Genomic DNA, 19,638 nt, shown 5'->3' with positions numbered 1-19,638 from the left:
TCTCCGGCCGCGTTTCTACCCAGCTAACTGCGCCGTGCGGGCAATTTCTCTATTCCCGCCGCGTCCCGACGTGCGTCCAGGCACTTCATGTCGTCCTAGCGGCTTTGAGCGGCCTGTTAATAAAGGCGGATCTGGGGATCGTCCGAGCCGGTCGACGGCCTAGCCGTAAGTATCGCGCGGACCCCTGCCGGGGATATGACGCGGCCCCTTGCGCCATGACGGTGCCGCCGGGCCGGTGATCTTGAGCGACGTCACCACGCCGTTGCCGACCGCCGCGGCGATCTTCGCCAGCAGTTGTGCCTGGATCATCCGCAACTGGGTGGCCCACGCCGTCGACTCGGCCGCCACGCTCAGCACGCCGTCGCTCAGCGCGGTCGGTGTCGCGTGGTCGGCGATCTGCGCCCCCACCACCGAGGACCAGTTGCCCAGCACCGTGCCTTCGGCAACCTGCGCCGACCAACCACGCTTCTTGGCCAAGTCACGCGCCAGCCTGCCCAGCGGCTGCGGATCGCGCGCATCGGGCCCCGGGCCCGACCAACTGCGTCGCTGGCCCGCCACCCGCCGGGTGGCCGGTGGCATCGACCGCCCACGGCCCGCATCCTTTCCCTGGGCGCGCGCCGCGGCGCGCGCCTCTTCGAGCGTGCGCCGGACCAGGTCCATGCCACGCGCCAGAGCCGGGTCCCTCGCGCCGGTTGATTCTTGTTCGTCGCCCGTCATGACCGCACCGCCGAGACGCGCCCAAGGTCGTCGTCCCGCAATTCGATGTCCACCTGCCTGGCGGACCAGCCCGCCGGGACGTCCTCTGCCACCGCCGCGGTGACCAACACCTGTTCCGCCGACTCCGCCACCGTCGCCAACGCCTGCCGCCGGGCGGCGTCAAGTTCGGCGAAAACGTCATCCAGCAACAACACGGGTTCACCCCCGTCGGCCCGCAAGAGCTCGTATGACGCCAACCGCAGCGCCACCGCGAATGACCACGATTCCCCATGGCTGGCAAAGCCTTTCGCGGGTTGCTCACCCAACCACAATTCGAGGTCGTCACGATGCGGGCCCACCAGGCACATGCCGCGTTCCAGTTCGGCGTCGCGGCGTTCGGCCAGCGCGGCCAGCATCGCGGCCTCGAGAAATTCGGCAGAGTTGCCGCCCGCATCTGCCGCCACTAGCGCGCCCAGACTGGTCCGATAGGCGATCGAAGCCGGCCTGGACGCCGGTGCCAGCAGCTGATAGGCCTTCTCCACCTCGGGCGCCAACTGGTTGACCAAGTCGATGCGCGCCGCCATCAACTCGGCCCCGTATTCGGCCAACCGGCTGTCCCACACGTCGAGGGTGTCCAGGGCACTTCGGTCACCGCGATGCCGTATCCCGGAGGCGGATTTCAACAGGGCCGTACGTTGCCGCAGAACTTTGTCGTAGTCGGCGCGTACCGCGGCCACCGTGGGCCGCCGCACCGTGGCCAGATCATCGAGATATCGACGCCGTTCGGCGGGATCGCCGCGCACCAACGCGAGGTCTTCCGGGGCAAAAAGTACGGCGCGCAAAACACCGATCACCTCACGCGTGCTGCGCACCGGTGACCGGTTCAACCGAGCCTTGTTGGCGCGCCCCGCGGCGATCTCCAGGTCGATCGCACATTCCCTGCCCTCGTTCACCACGATTGTCGACACCACAGCCCGGTCGGCCCCCGACCGGATCAGTGGTGTGTCAGTGCCCACCCGATGCGATCCCAAGGTCGTCGAAAACCAGAGCGCCTCAATGAGATTCGTTTTACCGAACCCGTTGGAACCGACAAACACCGTCCGGCCCGGCTCCAATTCGAGGTCGGCATGCGCCCAGGACCGAAAATCGCGCAGTCCCAAATGCCGGACGTACACCTATCCGGGCAACCGAACTGGCATCAACAGGTAGACGTAATCCGTCGGCAGGGCCGCGAAGGGACCATTCCCGCTGGGCGAACTGTCGTCACCGGAAGCCGGCCGCAGCAGCGCCGGTTTGCCGGGGGTGGTGAAACCGAATGACACCCGCTCGGAATGAACCGCCGCGAGCCCGTCTGTCAGGTAAGTCGGGTTGAACGCGATCGTCAACGGCTCGCCGACGAAATCGACGGCAAGGTCTTCCTCGGCCCGGCCGACGTCGTCGGCACCCGCGGACAACCGCAACGAGCCCTCGGAGAATTCCATCCGCACCTGTGCACCGCGATCGGCCACCAACGCCACCAGCTTGATCGCCTCCGTCAGCTCGGCCACGTTGATGGTGGCCACGGCCGTGTGCTCCGCCGGCAAGAGTTGGCGAAACTTCGGGAACTCCGCGTCCAGAAGGCGCGTCGTGCTCCGTTTCCCGTTGCCACTGATCCCGAGCAGCCCGTCCTTGCCGACCCCGCTGCCGGCGCCCAACGACAACCGAACCTCGGCGCCGTCGGCGCCCGCCCTGGCGGCCTCGGCCAACGTTTTCGCGGGCACCAACACCGCCGCTTCGATGTCGGGCGACGACGCCGACCAGGTCAGCTCACGCACTGCCAGCCGGAACCGATCGGTGGCCGCCAAAACCACCGTGTTACCGGAAATCTCGACCCGAATCCCAGTCAACATCGGCAACGTGTCGTCCCGGCCGGCCGCGACGGCGACCTGGCTGATGGCTTCAGCGAACAGATCGGCGGGCAGGGACCCGGTCTCCTCCGGTAGCGCCGGCAGCGTCGGATAATCCTCGACCGCCATGGTCGGGAGCGAGAATCTGGCGCTGCCGCAGTTCAGCGCGACCCGGTTACCGTCGACGTAGAAGTCGACGGGCTTGTTGGGCAACGCCCGGGTGATGTCGGACAACAACCGACCCGACACCAAAACGCTTCCGGGAGAAGCTATTTCGGCTGCGACCTGCGCTTCGGCGGAGACTTCGTAGTCGAACCCGGAGATCGTCAGTCCCTCGTCGGTGCCGGATAACAGCACTCCCGACAGCACCGGCACCGCCGGCCGGGTCGGCAGATTCTTCGCCACCCACGAGACCGCATCCGCGAAGGACTCCCGCACCAAACGAAACTTCAAGTCGCTGAGGCCAGCTCTCGTCGTCGCCGCGTCCATAGCGTCCCTTCACCTACCAAGCGTTCAAAAGTTCAGTGGCTAGCCTCTCCCCGCTAGCACGGGGCTCCGCCGCGAACGCCACTGACACGTCATGCCAACGACAACCGCAACGGCAGTCGAAGAACAACCGTAGATCGTCGGAGGCCATCTTGAAAGCTAATCGCGAAGCCCGACAAGGCGGGTTACCGGCGGCTGCCGGGCGGACGCGGAACCGAACGTCCCCAAAGCTGTATTTCAAAGAAGAAACGACGAAGAGATCTCAGTACTAGTAATAAGTGCTGTGCATTCTGGGGACAGCTGTGGTTCGGCCCAGCTAGGGCGGCGATCGGGCTGTGGATGGCAAGGTGCACAGCTGTGGGCCGAGTGTTGGGCCGTTGGGGACGAAGCGCGGCTGTGCACGCAGCGGCGGTTACTACACGGCTGTTTGATTGCGTTGTGCACAGTGCTGCGCACAAGGTCTTGACTGTGGCCCGTGTGACAGGCGTGCGAGAAGTTTTTTGAAATTAATCACCGGGCCGCGGCCCCAGAGGAGCCCGGCGTCAGCGCTTGGAGCGCTGGCGGATGCGAGTGGTGAGTTCCTTGACGTGATCGAAGACCTCACGTCGCTCGGCCATCTCGGACAAAATCTTGCGCTGGGCATACATGACGGTGGTGTGGTCACGCCCGAACGCCTGCCCGATTTTGGGCAACGACAGGTCGGTGAGCTCGCGGCACAGGTACATGGCGATCTGGCGGGACTGCGCGAGCGCCCGTGTCTTGCCGGGGCCGCGCAGTTCTTCCACGGTGGTATCGAAGTATTCGGCCGTGGCCGCCATGATGGTCGCCGCGCTGATCTGCATTGTGCTCGCGTCGGCGATGAGGTCACGGAGCACGATTTCGGCGAGGGCCTTGTCGATGGGGGTCTTGTTCAACGAGGCGAACGCGGTCACCCGGATGAGGGCGCCCTCGAGTTCCCGGATGTTGCGTTCGATGCTGCTGGCGATGAGTTCCAACACGTCGTCGGGGACCGCCAGGCGTTCCATCTGTGCCTTCTTGCGCAAGATCGCGATCCGGGTCTCGAGCTCGGGCGGCTGGACGTCGGTGATCAAGCCCCATTCGAACCGGGTCCGCAGGCGGTCTTCGAGCGTGGCCAGCTGCTTGGGGGGCCGGTCGGAGGAGATGACGATCTGCTTGTTGGCGTTGTGCAGTGTGTTGAAGGTGTGGAAGAACTCCTCCTGAATACCTTCCTTGCCCTCGATGAACTGAATGTCGTCCACGAGCAACACGTCGACGTCGCGGTAGCTGCGCTTGAAGGCAACCTTGCGGTCGTCGCGCAGCGAGTTGATGAAGTCGTTGGTGAATTCCTCGGTGGAGACGTATTTGACGCGCATGCCCGGGAAGAGTCGTTGCGCGTAATTTCCGGCGGCGTGCAAGAGGTGGGTCTTCCCCAGACCGGATTCGCCCCAGATGAACAGTGGGTTGTAGGCGCGCGCCGGCGCTTCGGCGATGGCCAGGGCCGCGGCGTGCGCGAAACGGTTGGACGCCCCGATGACGAACGTGTCGAAGGTGTAGCGCCGGTTGAGGCTGGTGCCGCCGGCGACGGCCGGGTCCGCGGGATGCGGACGCTCGGTGAAGTAGTTCGGCCAACTTTGCGCACTGTCGGCGGCTTCACCGCCCTCATCGGCGTCGTCGGTCTCGCCGGTGTCGTCGTCGGGAATCGGCGCTTCGGTTTGCAGGAACGGGTCGGGTTGCGCAAGCACGACGTCGCCGCTGTCGTCGTCGGGCGGGGCGATGCGTACCCCGAGTTGGATCTGTTGTCCGAGCCGACGGCTGAGGGCGTCGGTGATGGGGGCGCGCAGATGACGTTCGATCTCGTTTTGAACGAAACTGCTGGGGACCGACAACAGCGCGAACCCCTCGACGATGGTCAACGGCTGGACGAGGTTCAGCCAGGCTCGCTGCTGGGGGGTGAGGGGAGTGATGAGGGTGGTGCGGTTGGCGGCTAGCCCGTCCGGGGTGGATTCTCCGTTGAGCTCGGACACGACCGCGTTCCACACGGTGGTGAAACTTGAACCGGGGTCATCGGTCAACGACGCATCCCCCTGGTTCTCGAGCATCCCGGGTCGAAGTACAACCACGCTGGCGACAAAGCAACTGTCCACATAGTTATACACAGGTGTGGACAGGATGAGCGTATGCGAACCAGAACCTACCGGCGACGGCTCGCGATCTCCGTGCTGGAAGAAAACCATGAAGGCTGTCTAGGCAGCTAGTCGATCCACCATCCTCGCTTCATTGTCGAGCGTCGTTGCAGTCTAAAACGACACTGGCAGAAGCTAACAGTTTTCCGTGCGGCTGCCAACCGTTCTGCTGCATTCCAATCGGGTTGTCTAGGGTCCAGTGGGCCTGCTTTGACTCGACACCGATGCGATGCCCGCCGCGGGCCGGGCGGCCGCGACGATCTTTTCGGCCGGGATCGAGCGGGTGCGTTGGGACAGGCCAGGTTTGACCAGGCGAAGCGCGGTCAGTACCCTCAAACAGTCGCCCGAAAGTCGGCGATGCGGCTGCGACCCAGGTCTGCCTGGGGACCGCGCCGGCCAGCAGCAAGCAAGATTACCTCCGACCGGCCTCCAGACGAGCGAGTGCGTGGCCGGCCGGATGGAAATGCGAGACACAACGAGGAGAACGTCGTGGCCAAGGGCAAGCGGACCTTCCAGCCGAACAACCGGCGCCGAGCCCGCGTGCACGGCTTCCGGCTGCGCATGCGTACCCGCGCAGGACGCTCGATTGTGTCGAGCCGGCGCCGTAAGGGTCGCCGCGCGCTCTCTGCCTGATCGCAACGTCGGGTTCTTCCGCGGTGCTTTCCGCACGCAACCGCATGAGGCGGTCAACGGACTTTGACGCGACGGTGAAGCGCGGAGTCCGCGCGTCGCAGCCCGATGTCATTGTGCATCTCCGGCGAGCGGCCGAGGACGCGGGAGCAGCCGGTCCCCGCGTCGGATTGATCGTCGGGAAGTCCGTGGGCTCGGCCGTCGAGCGCCACCGGGTGTCACGTCGGCTCCGCCATGTGGCGCGATCTGTTTTGGGTGAGCTCCACGATCGTGACCAGATGGTGATCCGGGCGTTGCCCGGGAGCCGGACCGCATCGTCGGCGCGGTTGGAGCAGGAACTGCGCCGGGGGTTGCGACGCGCGCTCGAGTCGGCGGGACGGGAGCGGTGAGCGCGCGACTCGTCCGGCCGGTGGGCGCGATGGCCGTGCGCGGCGTGGTTTACGTGATCCAGCTGTACCGGCACATGGTCTCGCCATTGCGACCGGCGACATGTCGTTTCGTCCCGACGTGCAGCCAGTATGCGGTCGAGGCGCTGACCGAGTACGGCTTGTTGCGGGGGAGTTGGTTGGCTGTGGTCAGGCTCGCCAAGTGCGGACCATGGCATCGGGGCGGATGGGATCCGATACCGGAACGCCCGGGATGCCGAGTGAACTTCGAAGATGCCAGCGACGCATGGGCCAGCCCGGCGGCGCGAGGGGAGAGTGGAACTCTTGTTTGATTTCTTTAGCCTCGACTTCGTCTATTACCCGGTGTCGTGGATCATGTGGGCCTGGTACAAGCTGTTCGCTTCGATGCTGGGGCCGTCGAACTTTTTCGCGTGGGCTCTATCGGTGATGTTCCTCGTCTTCAGTCTGCGGGCATTGTTGTACAAGCCGTTCGTGCGGCAGATCCGGACGACCCGCCAGATGCAGGAACTGCAACCGCAGATCAAGGCGCTGCAGAAGAAGTACGGCAAGGACCGCCAGCGGATGGCGCTGGAAATGCAGAAGCTGCAACGCGAGCACGGGTTCAACCCGATCCTCGGATGTCTGCCGATGCTCGCACAGATCCCGGTGTTCCTCGGCCTGTATCACGTGTTGCGGTCGTTCAACCGAACGACCGGGGGCTTCGGGCAACCGCACTTGTCGGTCGCCCAGAACCGCCTCACCGGAAACTACGTCTTCAGCCCGACCGACGTCGGACACTTCCTGGACGCCAACTTGTTCGGCGCGCCGATCGGCGCATTCATGACGCAGCGCACCGGGTTGGACGCCTTCACCCACTTCAGCCGGCCCGCGGTCATCGCGGTCGGGGCACCGGTGATGATCCTGGCCGGCATAGCGACCTACTTCAACAGCCGGGCGTCGGTGGCACGGCAGAGCCCGGAAGCCGCCGCGAATCCGCAGACGGCGATGATGAACAAACTCGCGCTGTACGTGTTTCCGCTCGGCGTCGTCGTCGGCGGCCCGTTCCTTCCGCTGGCGATCATCCTGTACTGGTTCGCGAACAACATCTGGACGTTCGGCCAGCAGCACTACGTGTTCGGGATGATCGAAAAAGAAGACGAGGCCAAGAAGCAGGAAGCGCTGGAGCGACGCGCGGCCAATGCACCAGCACCGGGGGCCAAACCGAAGCGCAACCCCAAGGCTGGGCAGCCTGGTGGCAACGGATCGGCAACGGCAGGGGAGAGCGAGACCGGGTCGGACGCCCCCGAAGGGGAGGCACCGGCGGGCAAGCCCCAGGCGGCGAAGCCGAACGTAGGCGGCCAAGACGGCGGGGCGGTCAATCGGACCCCGCGGCCGGGGGCGCGACCCAAGAAACGTAAACGCTGACAAGGGAGACATAGCCGGACCGGGCGGTGCGACCCGGTTGGCGGGACCCGCGGATGAGGGAGAGAAAGACATGACCGACGCAGACACCACCACCGAACGCGACGTGGACACCGAACTGGACGCAGCGCGTCCGTCCGAGGGTGGCGCAGAGACGGACGCCGACGACTTCGACGACCAGGAAGAGCGCTTGGTGGCGGAAGGCGAAATCGCCGGCGACTACTTGGAAGAGCTGCTGGACCTGTTGGACTTCGACGGCGACATCGATCTGGACGTCGAGGGCAACCGCGCGGTGGTGAGCATCGACGGCAGCGACGACTTGAACAAATTGGTGGGCCGCGGCGGCGAGGTGCTCGATGCGCTGCAGGAGCTGACCCGACTGGCCGTCCATCAGAAGACCGGCGTTCGCAGCCGCTTGATGCTCGACATCGCGAGCTGGCGTCGCCGGCGCCGCGAGGAGCTGGCGGCCCTGGGCGACAAGGTGGCGCGACGGGTGCTGGAGTCCGGCGAGCGCGAAGAGTTGGCGCCGATGACGCCGTTCGAGCGCAAGATCGTTCACGACGCCGTCGCGGCGGTGCCGGGCGTGCACAGCGAAAGCGAGGGCGTCGAGCCCGCGCGGCGCGTCGTCGTACTGCACGACTAGGAGTTACAGCGGTGTAGTTCCCACCCGGGGCCAGCATGCGTCAGGCGAGCGAAGGATGTTTCACGTGAAACATGGCGGCCCAGGCGATCCCGCGGCGGGCGCGCCGGCGTCGCCGGAAGCCATGCCGGACGCCGCCGCGACGATCTTCGGTTCGAAGGCGGACCTCGCGTGCCGCTACGCGGAGTTGTTGGCCGGGCCCGGGGTGGAACGTGGACTGCTCGGTCCCCGCGAGGTGGGTCGTATCTGGGACCGGCATCTCCTCAACAGCGCGGCCGTCGCCGAGCTGCTGGATGAGGGGGAGCGGGTCATCGACATCGGCAGCGGCGCGGGCCTGCCCGGCATCCCGTTGGCCCTCGCGCGCCCCGACCTCGAGATGGTGCTCCTCGAACCGCTGCTGCGCCGCAGCGAATTTCTCAGCGAGGTCGTCGACCAACTAGGGTTAGCCGTCGAGGTGGTCCGCGGCCGTGCCGAGGAACTGTGGGTACGTCACCAGTTCGGGGAAAGGGATGCGGCGGTGTCACGAGCGGTTGCGTCGTTGGACAAGTTGACGAAGTGGAGCATGCCGTTGCTGCGGCCGGGCGGGCGCATGCTGGCGATCAAAGGCGAGCGCGGCCGCGAGGAAGTTGAACAGTACCGGCGTGTGATGGCAGCATCGGGCGCCGTTGATGCCAGGGTGGTGACATGTGGCGCGACCTATTTGCGTCCCCCCGCAACCGTAGTTATAGCCCGACGCGGAAAGCAGCCGCGCCACCAGCCGGCACGGACCGGGAAGGCCGGGAACCAATGACCAGTCCGGGAGATCAGCCAACGGCACCGGGGTCGACATCGACCGCCGCGCACATCCCGCCGCCGGCCGCACCCGACGCCGCTCCTCCACCCGTCCAGACGGCCGATCCGGCGGCGAATGTTTCACGTGAAACAGCGGACGAATTCGACACACCGATCGGTGCCGCGGCCGAACGGGCGATGCGGGTCCTGCACACCACTTATCCGCCCTTGCGCCGGCCGAAGCACCGCCGGGTGCTGACGGTGGCCAACCAGAAGGGCGGCGTCGGCAAGACCACCACCGCGGTGAACCTCGCCGCCGCCCTCGCGCTTCAGGGGCTCAAGACGTTGGTCATCGACCTCGACCCGCAGGGGAACGCGAGTACGGCACTCGGAATCACCGACCGGCAGTCGGGCACGCCCTCGTCTTACGAGGTGCTCATCGGCGAGGTCGCGGTCAAGGACGCGCTGCGGCGCAGCCCGCACAACGAGCGCCTGTTCTGCGTCCCGGCCACCATCGACTTGGCGGGCGCCGAGATCGAGTTGGTGAGCATGGTCGCCCGCGAAAACCGGCTGCGGACCGCCCTGGCCGAGCTCGACGACCTCGACTTCGATTACGTCTTCATCGACTGCCCACCGTCCTTGGGGCTGCTGACCATCAACGCACTCGTCGCCGCGCCGGAAGTGATGATCCCGATCCAGTGTGAGTACTACGCGCTCGAGGGCGTGTCACAGCTGATGCGCAACATCGAGATGGTGAAGGCCCACCTCAATCCGCAGCTCGACGTGTCCACCGTCATCCTCACCATGTACGACGGCCGGACCAAGCTCGCCGACCAGGTGGCCGAAGAGGTGCGCCGATACTTCGGAACCAAGGTGCTGCGGACGGTGATCCCGCGCAGCGTCAAGGTCTCCGAGGCGCCCGGGTACAGCATGACGATCATCGATTACGATCCCGGTTCGCGCGGGGCGATGAGCTACCTCGACGCGAGTCGCGAACTCGCCGAACGTGATTGACCACCATCCGTGAAGGGACGACCATGACGCAGCCGTTACGCAAGAAGGGCGGCCTGGGCCGGGGCCTGGCTTCGCTGATCCCGACCGGTCCCGCCGAGGGCGACTCCGGTCCGGCGACCCTCGGCCCGCGGATGGGTGACGCCGCAGCTGACGTCTTGATCGGCGGGCCGGGACCGGACCTGGCCCCGGCCGGTGCGGTGTATCGCGAAATCGCGCCCGCCGACATCGAGCCCAACCCGCGTCAGCCACGGCAGGTGTTCGACGACGAGGCGCTCTCCGAGCTGGTGCACTCCATCCGCGAATTCGGGCTGTTGCAGCCGATCGTGGTGCGCGCGGTCCCGGGTGCCAAGACCGGCCCGCGGTACCAGATCGTGATGGGGGAGCGGCGCTGGCGGGCCGCTCAAGAGGCGGGGCTCGCCACCATCCCCACCATCGTGCGCGAGACCGGCGACGACAATCTGCTCCGCGACGCCCTGCTGGAAAACATCCACCGGGTGCAGCTGAACCCCTTGGAAGAGGCGGCGGCATACCAGCAACTGCTCGACGAGTTCGGCGTCACCCACGATGAACTCGCGTCGCGCATTGGTCGCTCGCGGCCGTTGATCACCAACATGATCCGGTTGCTCAAGCTGCCCATCCCCGTGCAGCGGCGGGTGGCCGCCGGCGTGCTGTCGGCCGGCCATGCCCGCGCCCTCCTCTCGCTGGAAGCCGGGCCCGAGGCGCAAGAGGAACTGGCCAGCCGCATCGTCGCCGAGGGACTGTCGGTGCGGGCGACCGAGGAGGCGGTGACGCTGGCCAACCGCGCCGGCACCACCGCCCCGGCGCCCCAGCGGCGCAAGCCGATCCAGATGCCGGGGCTCCAGGAAGTCGCCGAGCGGCTGTCCAACGCCTTCGACACACGAGTGACGGTGAGCCTGGGCAAGCGCAAGGGCAAGATCGTGGTGGAGTTCGGCTCGGTGGACGATTTGCAGCGAATTATCGACATGATGACCGCCGCGCAGGCCTGACCCGCCATACCCTGTAATTACGTCACTGTGACACCGAAGCGGCAACAACGGGCGCTCGCTGCCGTAGCATTACGAAAACGCATGCGTTCCAAAGATTTTCGGTAACGAACCGGTGGGGACGGTAACGCTTCCAGCGTCGCGGTGCCGTGATCGGCGCCTCGACTGCAAAGCTGGCCCGATGGCGACCCACTCTCTTATCCTGGAGAAGTTGCCGGTGCAATTGGCCGCAGTACCGCACAGGAGCCAGGAGGCTAGTGTCCGCTCGAATCACCCCGCTGCGCCTCGAGGCCTTCGAACAGCTTCCCAAGCATGCGCGCCGCTGCGTGTACTGGGAGGTCGATCCGGCGACGCTCGGTAACCAGGACCATCTCGCCGACCCGGAATTCGAGAAGGAAGCCTGGTTGTCGATGGTCATGCTGGAGTGGGGCTCGTGCGGCCAGGTCGCCACCGCGCCGTCGGATGAGCGGAGCCAAAGCGAGCCGCCCTGCTTGGGCTATGTGTTCTACGCGCCGCCGCGGGCGGTGCCACGGGCGCAGCGCTTCCCCACCGCGCCGGTCTCCGCGGATGCGGTCCTGTTGACGTCGATGGGCGTCGAGCCGGGGCAGGCCAGCGACGATCTGCCGCACGGTCTCCTCGCTCGGGTGATTGACGAGCTGGTGCGACGTGGGGTCCGGGCGCTGGAAGCCTTCGGACGCACACCGGCGGCTTCGGAACTGCAGGATCCGCTGGCGGCGAGCCCGGATGTGCGGCCCGTGCTGGAGGCCGTCGGTGACTGCTCGGTTGACCACTGCGTGATCGACGCGGAGTTCTTGCAGGACGCCGGTTTCGTTGTGGTGGCGCCACATCCGTACTTCCCGCGGCTGCGGCTCGAGTTGGACAAGGGCCTGGGCTGGAAGGCCGAAGTCGAGGCGGCTTTGGAACGCCTGCTGGAGAACGCGCAGCTGCAAGAACCGGTCGGCGCCGGCTCAGTGGCGGGAAATGCGTTGCGCGGGGCCGAAATCGGCTAGGAGCCGCCGAGCCGGCCGGTCCGCTCCACGGACAGTTCGTGGGCCAGCAGTTCGGCAAAGGTGAACGTGCCCGTCGGGCGGTCGTTCTTGCCCAGAAGGTACAGTCGCTTGACCGCGGCGAGAATCCCTTCGGCGATCGCGTCCCGCGTTTGCGTCGAGGTCAACATCGCGCGGTCATGCGGATTGGTGATGTAACCGACGTCAACCTGCACCGTCGGCATGCGGGTCAAGCGTAACAGGTCCCACGTCCGGCCATGCGTGCGGCAATCCCGTAACCCGGTGCGCGCCACGACTTCTCGTTGAATGAAGTCGGCCAGGTTGCGCCCGATCGTGGACACCGACCCGTGCGAGTTTCCGAAATGAAAGGAGGCGACGCCGTTGGCCGCCGGGCTGGGCTGGTTCTCACAGCGCAGGCTGATCATCAGATCGGCACCGACGTTGTTGGCGGTGGCGGCGCGTTCGGCGTCGGATGGGCTGCGGTTCACCGGCCGCGACAAGAAGGTCTCCATGCCGATGGCCGTCATCCGACCCTCGAGCCGGCTTGCCAAGTCCCACAACACATCCGCTTCGCTGAGCGGCCCCGCGGGACCGTGCATCAGCTCGCCGAGGTCGGTACCGCCGCGACCGGGGTCGATGATGATCCGTTTACCAGACAGCTTGGGGCCCGATCTGCGGACCAGCTCTTCCTCGCGAATCGCATGCGGTGAGCCGCCCGTGACGCGCGAACTCAGAAAATACAAGGAGCGCAACGTTTCTGGCCCACAGATGCCGTCGGCGGCCAGCCCGTACTCACGTTGGTACGACATCAGCGCGTTGTGGGTCTGCAACCCGAAGTGCCCATCGACCAATCCGGTGTAGAAGCCGAGGTCTTGCAGGCGCGCCTGCAAGGTGGCGACGTCGTCGCCGTAGAGCGGGGCGCCGAATTGGTGATACAGGGTACGCGCACCGAGCCGGTAGGAAGCCTCCTTCAACGCCCGATACGTCGCCTCGCCGACGATGCCGTCGACCAGGAGCCCGCGGTGCTGCTGGAAGGCGCGGACCGCCTGGTCGAGTTCGGTGTCGAAGAGCTCAGCGGGCACGTGCCGACCGGTCGCGAGATCGTCCTCGGGGCTGTCGAGCAGCCCTAATGTGGCCAACGTAGCCCGGATTTCGGTCACGGCCGCACTGCGGTCACCACAGCGCAGCGCATCGCCGTATTCACGGCGCGGACTCGACATACCAAAGGCCCTCCGGGACACACTGACAGGCACGCATCTGGGCAACAGCTAACCGTTATTGTCGCAGATGCATCGCATATTCGGGAAAACCCCAGGCCGAACGCAGGGCGTGGTGTGGGGAATTCAAACCGCGATCAGCTGAGGTTGGGAACCGCGTCCGAGAGTTCACGCAGCAGGGCTGCCTTGCCTTTGGCGCCGACGATCCGCTTGACCGGTTGGCCGTCCTTGAACAGGATCATGGTGGGGATCGACACGACCTGGAAGTCGCGCGCGGTCACTGGATTGGCGTCCACGTCGAGCTTGGCCACCGTGAGCTGCGCGGCCCGCTCGCTGGCGATTTCCTCGAGAACCGGCGCCACCATCTTGCAGGGCCCGCACCATGTCGCCCAAAAGTCAACCAGCACAGGCTTATTGCTGGACAGCACCTCCGTGGAGAAGGATGCGTCAGAGACTTCGATTGTGGCCCCGGCTTTTTCGGCGTCGGTCATTGAGGTGCTCCAATCATCTCGGTACTGCCAGGAAATTCGGTGGCGTCGCTCTGGGCGGCCGAACTCGACTCGACGTGGTCGGCCAGCCAGCGTTCGGCGTCGATGGCCGCCGAGCAGCCGCTGCCGGCGGCGGTGATGGCCTGGCGGTAGGTGCGGTCCACCAGGTCGCCGGCGGCGAACACCCCCTCGATCGAGGTGGCGGTGGTGTGGCCCTGGACCAACACGTAACCCTCCGGGTCGGTGTCGAGGACGTCGCGCACCAGCTCCGAGCGCGGGTCGTGGCCGATCGCCACGAACACACCCGTGACCGGCAGGGTGGATTCCTCCCCGGTGACGGTGTCACGCATCCGCAAACCCGTCACCGTCTGATCCCCGTCGACCCCCAGCACGGCCTTGTTGGTCAGGATGGTGATCTTCTCGTTCGCGCGGGCGCGTTCGAGCATGATGCGCGAGGCGCGGAATTCGTCGCGGCGGTGCACCAGGGTGACGCTGCGCGCGAACCGGGTCAGGAAGGTGGCTTCCTCCATCGCCGAGTCCCCACCACCGATGACGGCGATGTCTTGATCCCTGAAGAAGAACCCGTCACAGGTCGCACACGAGCTCACGCCCCGCCCGAGCAACTCCTGCTCGCCGGGCACCCCCAGGTAGCGCGCCGCCGCGCCCATCGCCAAGATCACCGACCGGGCGCGGATCGTCTCGCCTTCCGCGGTCGTCACCGACTTGACCGGCCCATCCAGCGACACCGACTCGACGTCTTCCATCCGCAGATCGGCCCCGAAACGCAGGGCCTGTTCCCGCATCTGGTCCATCAGCTCCGGGCCGGTGATGCCGTCGCGAAACCCGGGGAAATTCTCCACCTCGGTGGTGGTCATCAACGCCCCACCGAACGACGTCCCCTCGAACACCACCGGCGCCAGCTGCGCCCGGGCCGTATACAGCGCCGCGGTATACCCGGCAGGCCCCGAACCGATGATGATCACGTCGTGCACAGTGTCGGCGGTCATAGAACCCTTCCAAACGATCGTCCCTGGATTCCTACAAACGCCAGCGTAGGCACGGCTGTTCCCCGGCGCGTCGGCCACCCGTGAATCACACTAAGGGCCGGGAACCTGGGTGTTGGCCAACAAGCCGGTATCGGCCGCGTTGCAGTTGAGCGCGACGGCGTATACCGCGAGGGTGTGCGGACTGTCACCCGCCACCACCAGTACCACGCCCGGGCGGGCGTTGATCTCGACCTGGCGCGCGCCCAGCACCTGTGTGGCCGCCGGATAACCGAGACCGGTGAGGCATGAGGCGCGCCGGGCCGGGTCGCCGAGCGGGCCGTAATCCGGGTTTTGGGTGAGCAGGCCGAGGATCTCCTGCTGCGACAGCGGGATCACCATTGGCGGCGTGGACACCGTGATGTGCTCGGCGGTGACCGGAGTACTGGGGGCGGGCTGGGGCGCGGTGATCAACGCCGCGGTTCCCACGCCGACCGCCGCCAGCACCGCAGCGACGCCGGCCACCGCGGCCACCACCCGCCCCGGCCGCACCCGCGGTCGGACCGAGTGCGCGGCGGGCGGGCCCGCCTCCGCGGATTCGAGCGCCGCCGAAATCCGGGCGGTGACCTCCGGCGCGACGTCGGGTGCCGGTGCGGCGCCAAGGGTGGCGACGTCGCAGCGCACTCGATTGAGGGCGCGCAGCGTCTGCTGGGCCTCCGGGTCGTTGCGAACCCGTTGACGCAGGCGGGCCGCGGATTCGTCGTCAAGCAGGCCGGCCTGCAGGTCGGCGAGACGCTCGGCCGTCAGGGACGGTTCGTCGGCTTGGTGGTCGGCTTCATCCATCCGCCTCAGTGTCCGTCATGCGCTGCTTGACGGCCACGGGCGGGGCCGTGTCGGGGACGGCTTTGAGGTAGCCGAGAAGCTCGGCGAGGCGCACCCGGGCCCGCGCGCATCGGCTCTTGACGGTGCCTTCGGCGACGCCCAGCAGCGCGGCGGTGTCGGCGACCGAGTACCCCTGCATGTCGACGGCCACCACGGCCGCCCGCTGCTCGACGGGAAGCCGCATCAAGGCGCGCTGCACCACCAACGCGGTCTCGACCTGGGCCGTCCGATCGGGCACCGGGAAGACGTCTTCGAGCGGGACGGTGGGGTGGGCCTTCGTGCGGCGCAACCGGTCCAGACAGGCGTTGACGACGATGCGGTGCAGCCAGCTGCCGACGGCGGCGTCATGCCGGAACGCGCCCGCGCCGCGATGGGCCGAAAGCATTGCGTCCTGCAGCGCATCCTCGGCGTCCTCGGCCGTGCGCGTCGTGAGGCGGGCCAGCCGGTGCAGTTGTCGCTGGTGGCGAAGGAACAACTCCCCGAAGGCGTGACGGTCGCCGGCGACGTGGGCTGCCAGCAGCTCGGCATCGCTACGTTCGCGCTGAATGTCTCCCCGGGAGCCCACGGCCGGACAGTATCCAATCGGCTGCGGGGCGGCACTTCACCGCGGCTCGGCGGTGTGAGCGCCGTCAGGACGCGGCCTGGACCGTGATCTCGAAGAAGCCCGCCTGGCTCTTGCCGTTCGTCGTCCCCAGGGTGGAAATCCACACCAGCAGGTTCGACGTGGGGGAGCCGGCCCGGACCGGGATGACGTTGTGGCCGGGTTTGAGTGTGAAGGCCTGCGCGAGCACGGTGGTGTCGTTCAGCGTGGCCGGCGACGCCGTCGCCGACGAGCGGATCTCGACCTTGGTCCCGGTGCTGGGCGTGTCGATGGTGACCTGCCCGACCACGGTCGGGTTGGGCAGTTGCAGCATCAGGCCCTCGCCCTGCTTGAAGCTCGGGAACGGCACGGCGTCGGTGTAGACCTCGGTCGCCCAGGCGGTAGAGGGGTCGCCGTCGATGGCCTGGCCGGCCGTGCCCGCGTTGTCGGGATCGCCGTCGGGGGAGTAGACCGTCGCCTTGATCGGTTTGACGATGCTGCCGGAGGCCGCGGAACTCGGGGCGGACGACGAGGTCGACGACGAGGGACCGTTCAGCCCGAGTTCGTCCTTGTTCAGGCCGCCGCCGACGTTGCCGAAGATCTTGCTCACCACCGACGCCAGCACCAACAACGCCACCACGATCACGACGAGGCCCGCGCCGACGCCGATCAAGACGTTGCGGCGCCGGCGCGCCAGCATGGCGCCTTCGTCTTGATCGGGGGCGACGCGGGCGGTGGCCGGCGAGGGCGAATCGTCGATCGGGCCCAGCACCTCGGTCCGGTCGGCCACCGCGGTCGCTTGCTGGAGCAGGTTCAAAAGCGTTGAGGCGCTGCGTATCCCGCCATCCTCCTGGACCGCCCGCACCGCGACGGCCGAGATCTGGAAGGGAATCTCGCGGTCGATGACCATCGGTTCGACCGGCTGGCCCGCCGAGTCGCGCTCGGCCGGGGCCAGGCCGCTGCGCACGCTCGATTCCGTGAGCGGCCAGCGATTGACCAGCAGGGCATACAGCGCGGCACCGATGCCGCGGATGTCGCCCTGCGGATTGGCGTCGGGCATGGTCGCCGGGTAGGCGAGTACGACATCGCCCTCGATGCTGACGCGCACCCGGCTCGGGTGGTCGATCGACAGCGCGACGCCGGCCCGGTGGGCCGCGTCGGCGGCCGCCGCCAACGACTGCATGGCCCGCACGGCGCCGACCGGCGACGGCGCGGTGTCAGCCACTTCCTGCAGCGAACCGCCCCGCACCCACTCGGAGACCACCAGGCCGCCGTGGCCGGTGTGGACCACGTCGAGCACCCGGGCGATGCCCGGCTTGTCGATGCGGCTGAGCCGCAGGGTGCGGGACAGGATCTCCTGCAGCACGTCGTCGGGCAACGCCCCGTCGGGGTCGACGAAGGTCAGCGCGACCTGCCGGTCCAGCGCGGTGTCGAGCGCCTGCCAGAACTGCAGCGGCGGGGCGCCGCCGTGGAAGACCAGCAGCCGATAGCGGCCGCCGGCGATGCGGGCCCCGGGGACCAGATGGACGTCGTCTCCTGCCGGGTCACTTCCGCGGTCGCGGGGCGCGTCGAACGGGGCGGGCCCGCGCCGCGCGTCGTGTGCGACGTCGCCGTTGCGCTGGTCGGACGGACGCGACGCCGGCGGCTCGGGCTCACGGCCGGCGGGGATGTCGGGTTGGAAGTCGTCGGCGACCGGTCGTGGCAGTTCGGCACCCGACGCGGCGCTCTCGACAGGGCGGTCGGTCACCTCCGGTCCTTTCGCTATCCGGGCTGGGGTTGCCCGCTCCGGAGGTCTGCGCCGGATCGGCTCCTGGACCGCATTTACCCCAGGCGGGGACGAATTCCTCTGCTCAGGGTACGTGACCGGGGACCGGCGAGACGATCGATCCGCTGTCACCGGTTTATGGGGAACCGGCATGCGGCCGCCGAGGCGGCGCCTGACGGCGTCGAGCGAGGCCTGCGCCTCGGGGACGTGTGCGCGCAGCATGACCGCGGCCATGATCGGCAGCATGATGACCGTCAGGATGAGCAGGCGCAGCAACGAGCCCGCGCCGCCGCCATGCGCGGTGAGCAGGCCGAGCCGCAACAGCCGGTCGGCTACTTGGGCCACCAGCCCGGCCAGCATGGAGGCGGTGATCGTCACCAGGATGGTGCGCAGCTCACCCCTGCCGATCAGGTGGCCGCCGGTGGGCAGCAGGGCGTGCCGCAACAGGAGGTAACCGATGACCGCGCCCGCCAGAAAGCCGAGGCCGTTCGCCAGCCCCAGGTACCCGGCGACCAGCTTAGGGTCATGGGTGACGTGCGGCGCCAGCACGGATCCGACGATCTTGACGGCCGTGATGACGAGGATGATCACGATCGGCGTCCAGGGCTGCTCGCGCGCGTAGAACACGCGCAGCTGGAGCAGCACCAGGCCGTAGGGGATCAGCGTGAACGCCGATAGGGCGATCGCGGCGCCCAGGTACCCGGCGTCGACTCCGCCGAAGTGGCCGTAGGCGAACAGCGCGCTGCCGATCGCCGGACCCCCGACGGTCATGAAGGCCACGATCGGGATCAGCGTGATCAGCGTCAGGCGGGTGGCCAGCGAGAGGTCGGCGAGCACGGCCGCGGTGTCGTCGGCGGCGGCGTTGCGGCTCAGCCGCGGCATGACCACGGTCAGCACGGTGACGCCGATCATGCCGAACGGCAGCATGAGGACCAGCCAGGTGTAGTTGTAGATCGCCGGGCCCGAGGCCGCCGCCGTGCTGGCGATCTGGTTGCCGACCACCAGGCCGAGCTGGCTGATCAACACGTAGAGCACCATCGCGGCGGCCATGGTGCCGAAGCGCTTGAGGCGGTCGTCGATTCCCCACATGGGACGCAGGTCGACGCGTTGTCGGCGCAGCGCCACCAGCAGGACGGCGGTTTGCGCGAAGACGCCCAGCGTGGTCCCGATGCCGAGGACCAGCAGCTTGGTGTTGCCCATCCGGACGGGGTCGACGGACAGCTCCCCGGGGACGGCCGCATATACCGCAAGGGTCGCCAGGGCGACGACGTTGTTGACCACCGGCGCCCATGCCGTCGGCCCGAACACGTTGCGGGTGTTCAGGATCGCCATGAACACCGACGTGAGCCCGTACGCGAGCACCTGGGGGAGCAGCAGGTAGGCGAAGGCGGTGGTCAGCGGCTCGTTGACCTGCGGGTCGCGGCCGAGCATGAGCCGCACCAGCAGCGGCGCGGCGAGCACCGATAACGCGGTCGCCACCAGCAGCAGCGCGGTGGTCAGCGTGACCAGCCGCCGCACGAACGCCGCGCCGCCGTCGGGATCGCTCTGCTCGGCGCGGGCCAGCACCGGCACGAAGATGGCGGTGAAGGTCGCCTCGA

Annotated in this window: 19 protein-coding genes; 9 read left to right on the top strand and 10 right to left on the bottom strand. The window is 67.5% G+C overall.

Translation table 11 applies throughout. From position 1 onward, the window contains the following. Positions 1-159: 159 nt before the first annotated feature. The 4 genes from A5692_RS18775 to dnaA all read right to left on the bottom strand — a co-directional run bounded on the left by A5692_RS18775 (position 160) and on the right by dnaA (position 5,140). Positions 160-717, bottom strand: coding sequence for a DUF721 family protein (locus tag A5692_RS18775; RefSeq protein ID WP_068058543.1), 558 nt, complete (start codon positions 715-717; stop codon positions 160-162). Then, positions 714-1,871, bottom strand: a complete 1,158-nt coding sequence (recF, locus tag A5692_RS18770; RefSeq protein WP_068058541.1) for a DNA replication/repair protein RecF — start codon at positions 1,869-1,871, stop codon at positions 714-716. The genes A5692_RS18775 and recF overlap by 4 nt, the downstream gene beginning before the upstream one ends. Then, entirely contained in the window at positions 1,872-3,071 is a 1,200-nt protein-coding gene (gene dnaN, locus A5692_RS18765) for a DNA polymerase III subunit beta (protein ID WP_068058539.1), read from the bottom strand. A gap of 539 nt (positions 3,072-3,610) precedes the next feature. Next, positions 3,611-5,140, bottom strand: coding sequence for a chromosomal replication initiator protein DnaA (gene dnaA, locus A5692_RS18760; RefSeq protein ID WP_068058603.1), 1,530 nt, complete (start codon positions 5,138-5,140; stop codon positions 3,611-3,613). 600 nt (positions 5,141-5,740) lie between these two features. Between dnaA and rpmH the strand changes: the two genes are divergently transcribed. The 9 genes from rpmH (at position 5,741) to A5692_RS18720 (ending at position 12,128) form a co-directional block, all read left to right on the top strand. Then, the gene (gene rpmH / locus A5692_RS28455) at positions 5,741-5,884 is read left to right on the top strand and encodes a 50S ribosomal protein L34 (protein WP_073880743.1); all 144 of its coding nucleotides are present in this window, start codon (positions 5,741-5,743) and stop codon (positions 5,882-5,884) included. 23 nt (positions 5,885-5,907) lie between these two features. Then, positions 5,908-6,270 (top strand): ribonuclease P protein component, encoded by a 363-nt coding sequence (gene rnpA, locus A5692_RS18755; protein ID WP_068058537.1) that lies wholly within the window; start codon positions 5,908-5,910, stop codon positions 6,268-6,270. Positions 6,271-6,299: 29 nt separating this feature from the next. After that, a complete protein-coding gene (gene yidD, locus A5692_RS28450; RefSeq protein WP_082962868.1) occupies positions 6,300-6,599 on the top strand; it encodes a membrane protein insertion efficiency factor YidD in 300 nt (99 codons plus the stop codon). Then, positions 6,583-7,692, top strand: coding sequence for a membrane protein insertase YidC (gene yidC, locus A5692_RS18745; protein WP_156766158.1), 1,110 nt, complete (start codon positions 6,583-6,585; stop codon positions 7,690-7,692). Before yidD ends, yidC begins: the two co-directional genes overlap by 17 nt. Positions 7,693-7,762: 70 nt before the next feature. Next, complete coding sequence (locus A5692_RS18740; protein WP_068058531.1) at positions 7,763-8,332, top strand: R3H domain-containing nucleic acid-binding protein; 570 nt, start codon at positions 7,763-7,765, stop codon at positions 8,330-8,332. Positions 8,333-8,387: 55 nt separating this feature from the next. Further along, positions 8,388-9,119 carry a 16S rRNA (guanine(527)-N(7))-methyltransferase RsmG gene (gene rsmG, locus A5692_RS18735; RefSeq protein ID WP_068058529.1) on the top strand — a complete coding sequence of 244 codons (732 nt, stop codon included), beginning with the start codon at positions 8,388-8,390 and terminating at the stop codon, positions 9,117-9,119. Next, positions 9,116-10,114 (top strand): ParA family protein, encoded by a 999-nt coding sequence (locus tag A5692_RS18730; protein WP_082962862.1) that lies wholly within the window; start codon positions 9,116-9,118, stop codon positions 10,112-10,114. The genes rsmG and A5692_RS18730 overlap by 4 nt, the downstream gene beginning before the upstream one ends. Before the next feature lie 23 nt (positions 10,115-10,137). Then, positions 10,138-11,121, top strand: coding sequence for a ParB/RepB/Spo0J family partition protein (locus A5692_RS18725; protein ID WP_068058525.1), 984 nt, complete (start codon positions 10,138-10,140; stop codon positions 11,119-11,121). A gap of 254 nt (positions 11,122-11,375) precedes the next feature. Next, a complete protein-coding gene (locus A5692_RS18720; RefSeq protein ID WP_068058523.1) occupies positions 11,376-12,128 on the top strand; it encodes an acetyltransferase in 753 nt (250 codons plus the stop codon). Here the strand turns inward: A5692_RS18720 and A5692_RS18715 are convergent. From A5692_RS18715 to A5692_RS18690, 6 genes are all read right to left on the bottom strand, one after another. Beyond that, a complete protein-coding gene (locus A5692_RS18715; RefSeq protein WP_068058521.1) occupies positions 12,125-13,345 on the bottom strand; it encodes an N-acetylmuramoyl-L-alanine amidase in 1,221 nt (406 codons plus the stop codon). The two genes, A5692_RS18720 and A5692_RS18715, sit on opposite strands and share 4 nt — an antisense overlap. A gap of 134 nt (positions 13,346-13,479) precedes the next feature. Next, a complete protein-coding gene (gene trxA, locus A5692_RS18710) occupies positions 13,480-13,833 on the bottom strand; it encodes a thioredoxin (RefSeq protein WP_068058520.1) in 354 nt (117 codons plus the stop codon). Beyond that, entirely contained in the window at positions 13,830-14,837 is a 1,008-nt protein-coding gene (gene trxB, locus A5692_RS18705; RefSeq protein WP_068058518.1) for a thioredoxin-disulfide reductase, read from the bottom strand. The genes trxA and trxB overlap by 4 nt, the downstream gene beginning before the upstream one ends. Positions 14,838-14,927: 90 nt before the next feature. Then, positions 14,928-15,656, bottom strand: coding sequence for a hypothetical protein (locus A5692_RS18700; protein WP_068058516.1), 729 nt, complete (start codon positions 15,654-15,656; stop codon positions 14,928-14,930). After that, positions 15,649-16,260, bottom strand: coding sequence for an RNA polymerase sigma factor SigM (gene sigM / locus A5692_RS18695; protein WP_068058514.1), 612 nt, complete (start codon positions 16,258-16,260; stop codon positions 15,649-15,651). The genes A5692_RS18700 and sigM overlap by 8 nt, the downstream gene beginning before the upstream one ends. A 64-nt stretch (positions 16,261-16,324) precedes the next feature. Further along, positions 16,325-19,638, bottom strand: a 3,314-nt coding sequence (locus A5692_RS18690; RefSeq protein WP_068058512.1) for a murein biosynthesis integral membrane protein MurJ, incomplete at its 5' end; no start/stop codon positions are given.

This window comes from Mycobacterium sp. E342 (assembly GCF_001667665.1).
Taxonomy (GTDB): domain Bacteria; phylum Actinomycetota; class Actinomycetes; order Mycobacteriales; family Mycobacteriaceae; genus Mycobacterium.
Note: the sequence above shows the minus strand (reverse complement) of the source record. Positions and strands in the feature narration are given on the sequence as shown.

Excerpts from the sequence above, each read along its gene's own strand:
- A5692_RS18700 (WP_068058516.1), bottom strand. The coding sequence starts at position 15,656 with ATGGATGAAGCCGACCACCAAGCCGACGAACCGTCCCTGACGGCCGAG.
- yidD (WP_082962868.1), top strand. The coding sequence starts at position 6,300 with ATGGCCGTGCGCGGCGTGGTTTACGTGATCCAGCTGTACCGGCACATG.
- A5692_RS18730 (WP_082962862.1), top strand. The coding sequence starts at position 9,116 with ATGACCAGTCCGGGAGATCAGCCAACGGCACCGGGGTCGACATCGACC.
- trxB (WP_068058518.1), bottom strand. The coding sequence starts at position 14,837 with ATGACCGCCGACACTGTGCACGACGTGATCATCATCGGTTCGGGGCCT.
- A5692_RS18740 (WP_068058531.1), top strand. The coding sequence starts at position 7,763 with ATGACCGACGCAGACACCACCACCGAACGCGACGTGGACACCGAACTG.
- trxA (WP_068058520.1), bottom strand. The coding sequence starts at position 13,833 with ATGACCGACGCCGAAAAAGCCGGGGCCACAATCGAAGTCTCTGACGCA.
- A5692_RS18775 (WP_068058543.1), bottom strand. The coding sequence starts at position 717 with ATGACGGGCGACGAACAAGAATCAACCGGCGCGAGGGACCCGGCTCTG.
- A5692_RS18725 (WP_068058525.1), top strand. The coding sequence starts at position 10,138 with ATGACGCAGCCGTTACGCAAGAAGGGCGGCCTGGGCCGGGGCCTGGCT.
- A5692_RS18715 (WP_068058521.1), bottom strand. The coding sequence starts at position 13,345 with ATGTCGAGTCCGCGCCGTGAATACGGCGATGCGCTGCGCTGTGGTGAC.
- rsmG (WP_068058529.1), top strand. The coding sequence starts at position 8,388 with ATGTTTCACGTGAAACATGGCGGCCCAGGCGATCCCGCGGCGGGCGCG.
- dnaN (WP_068058539.1), bottom strand. The coding sequence starts at position 3,071 with ATGGACGCGGCGACGACGAGAGCTGGCCTCAGCGACTTGAAGTTTCGT.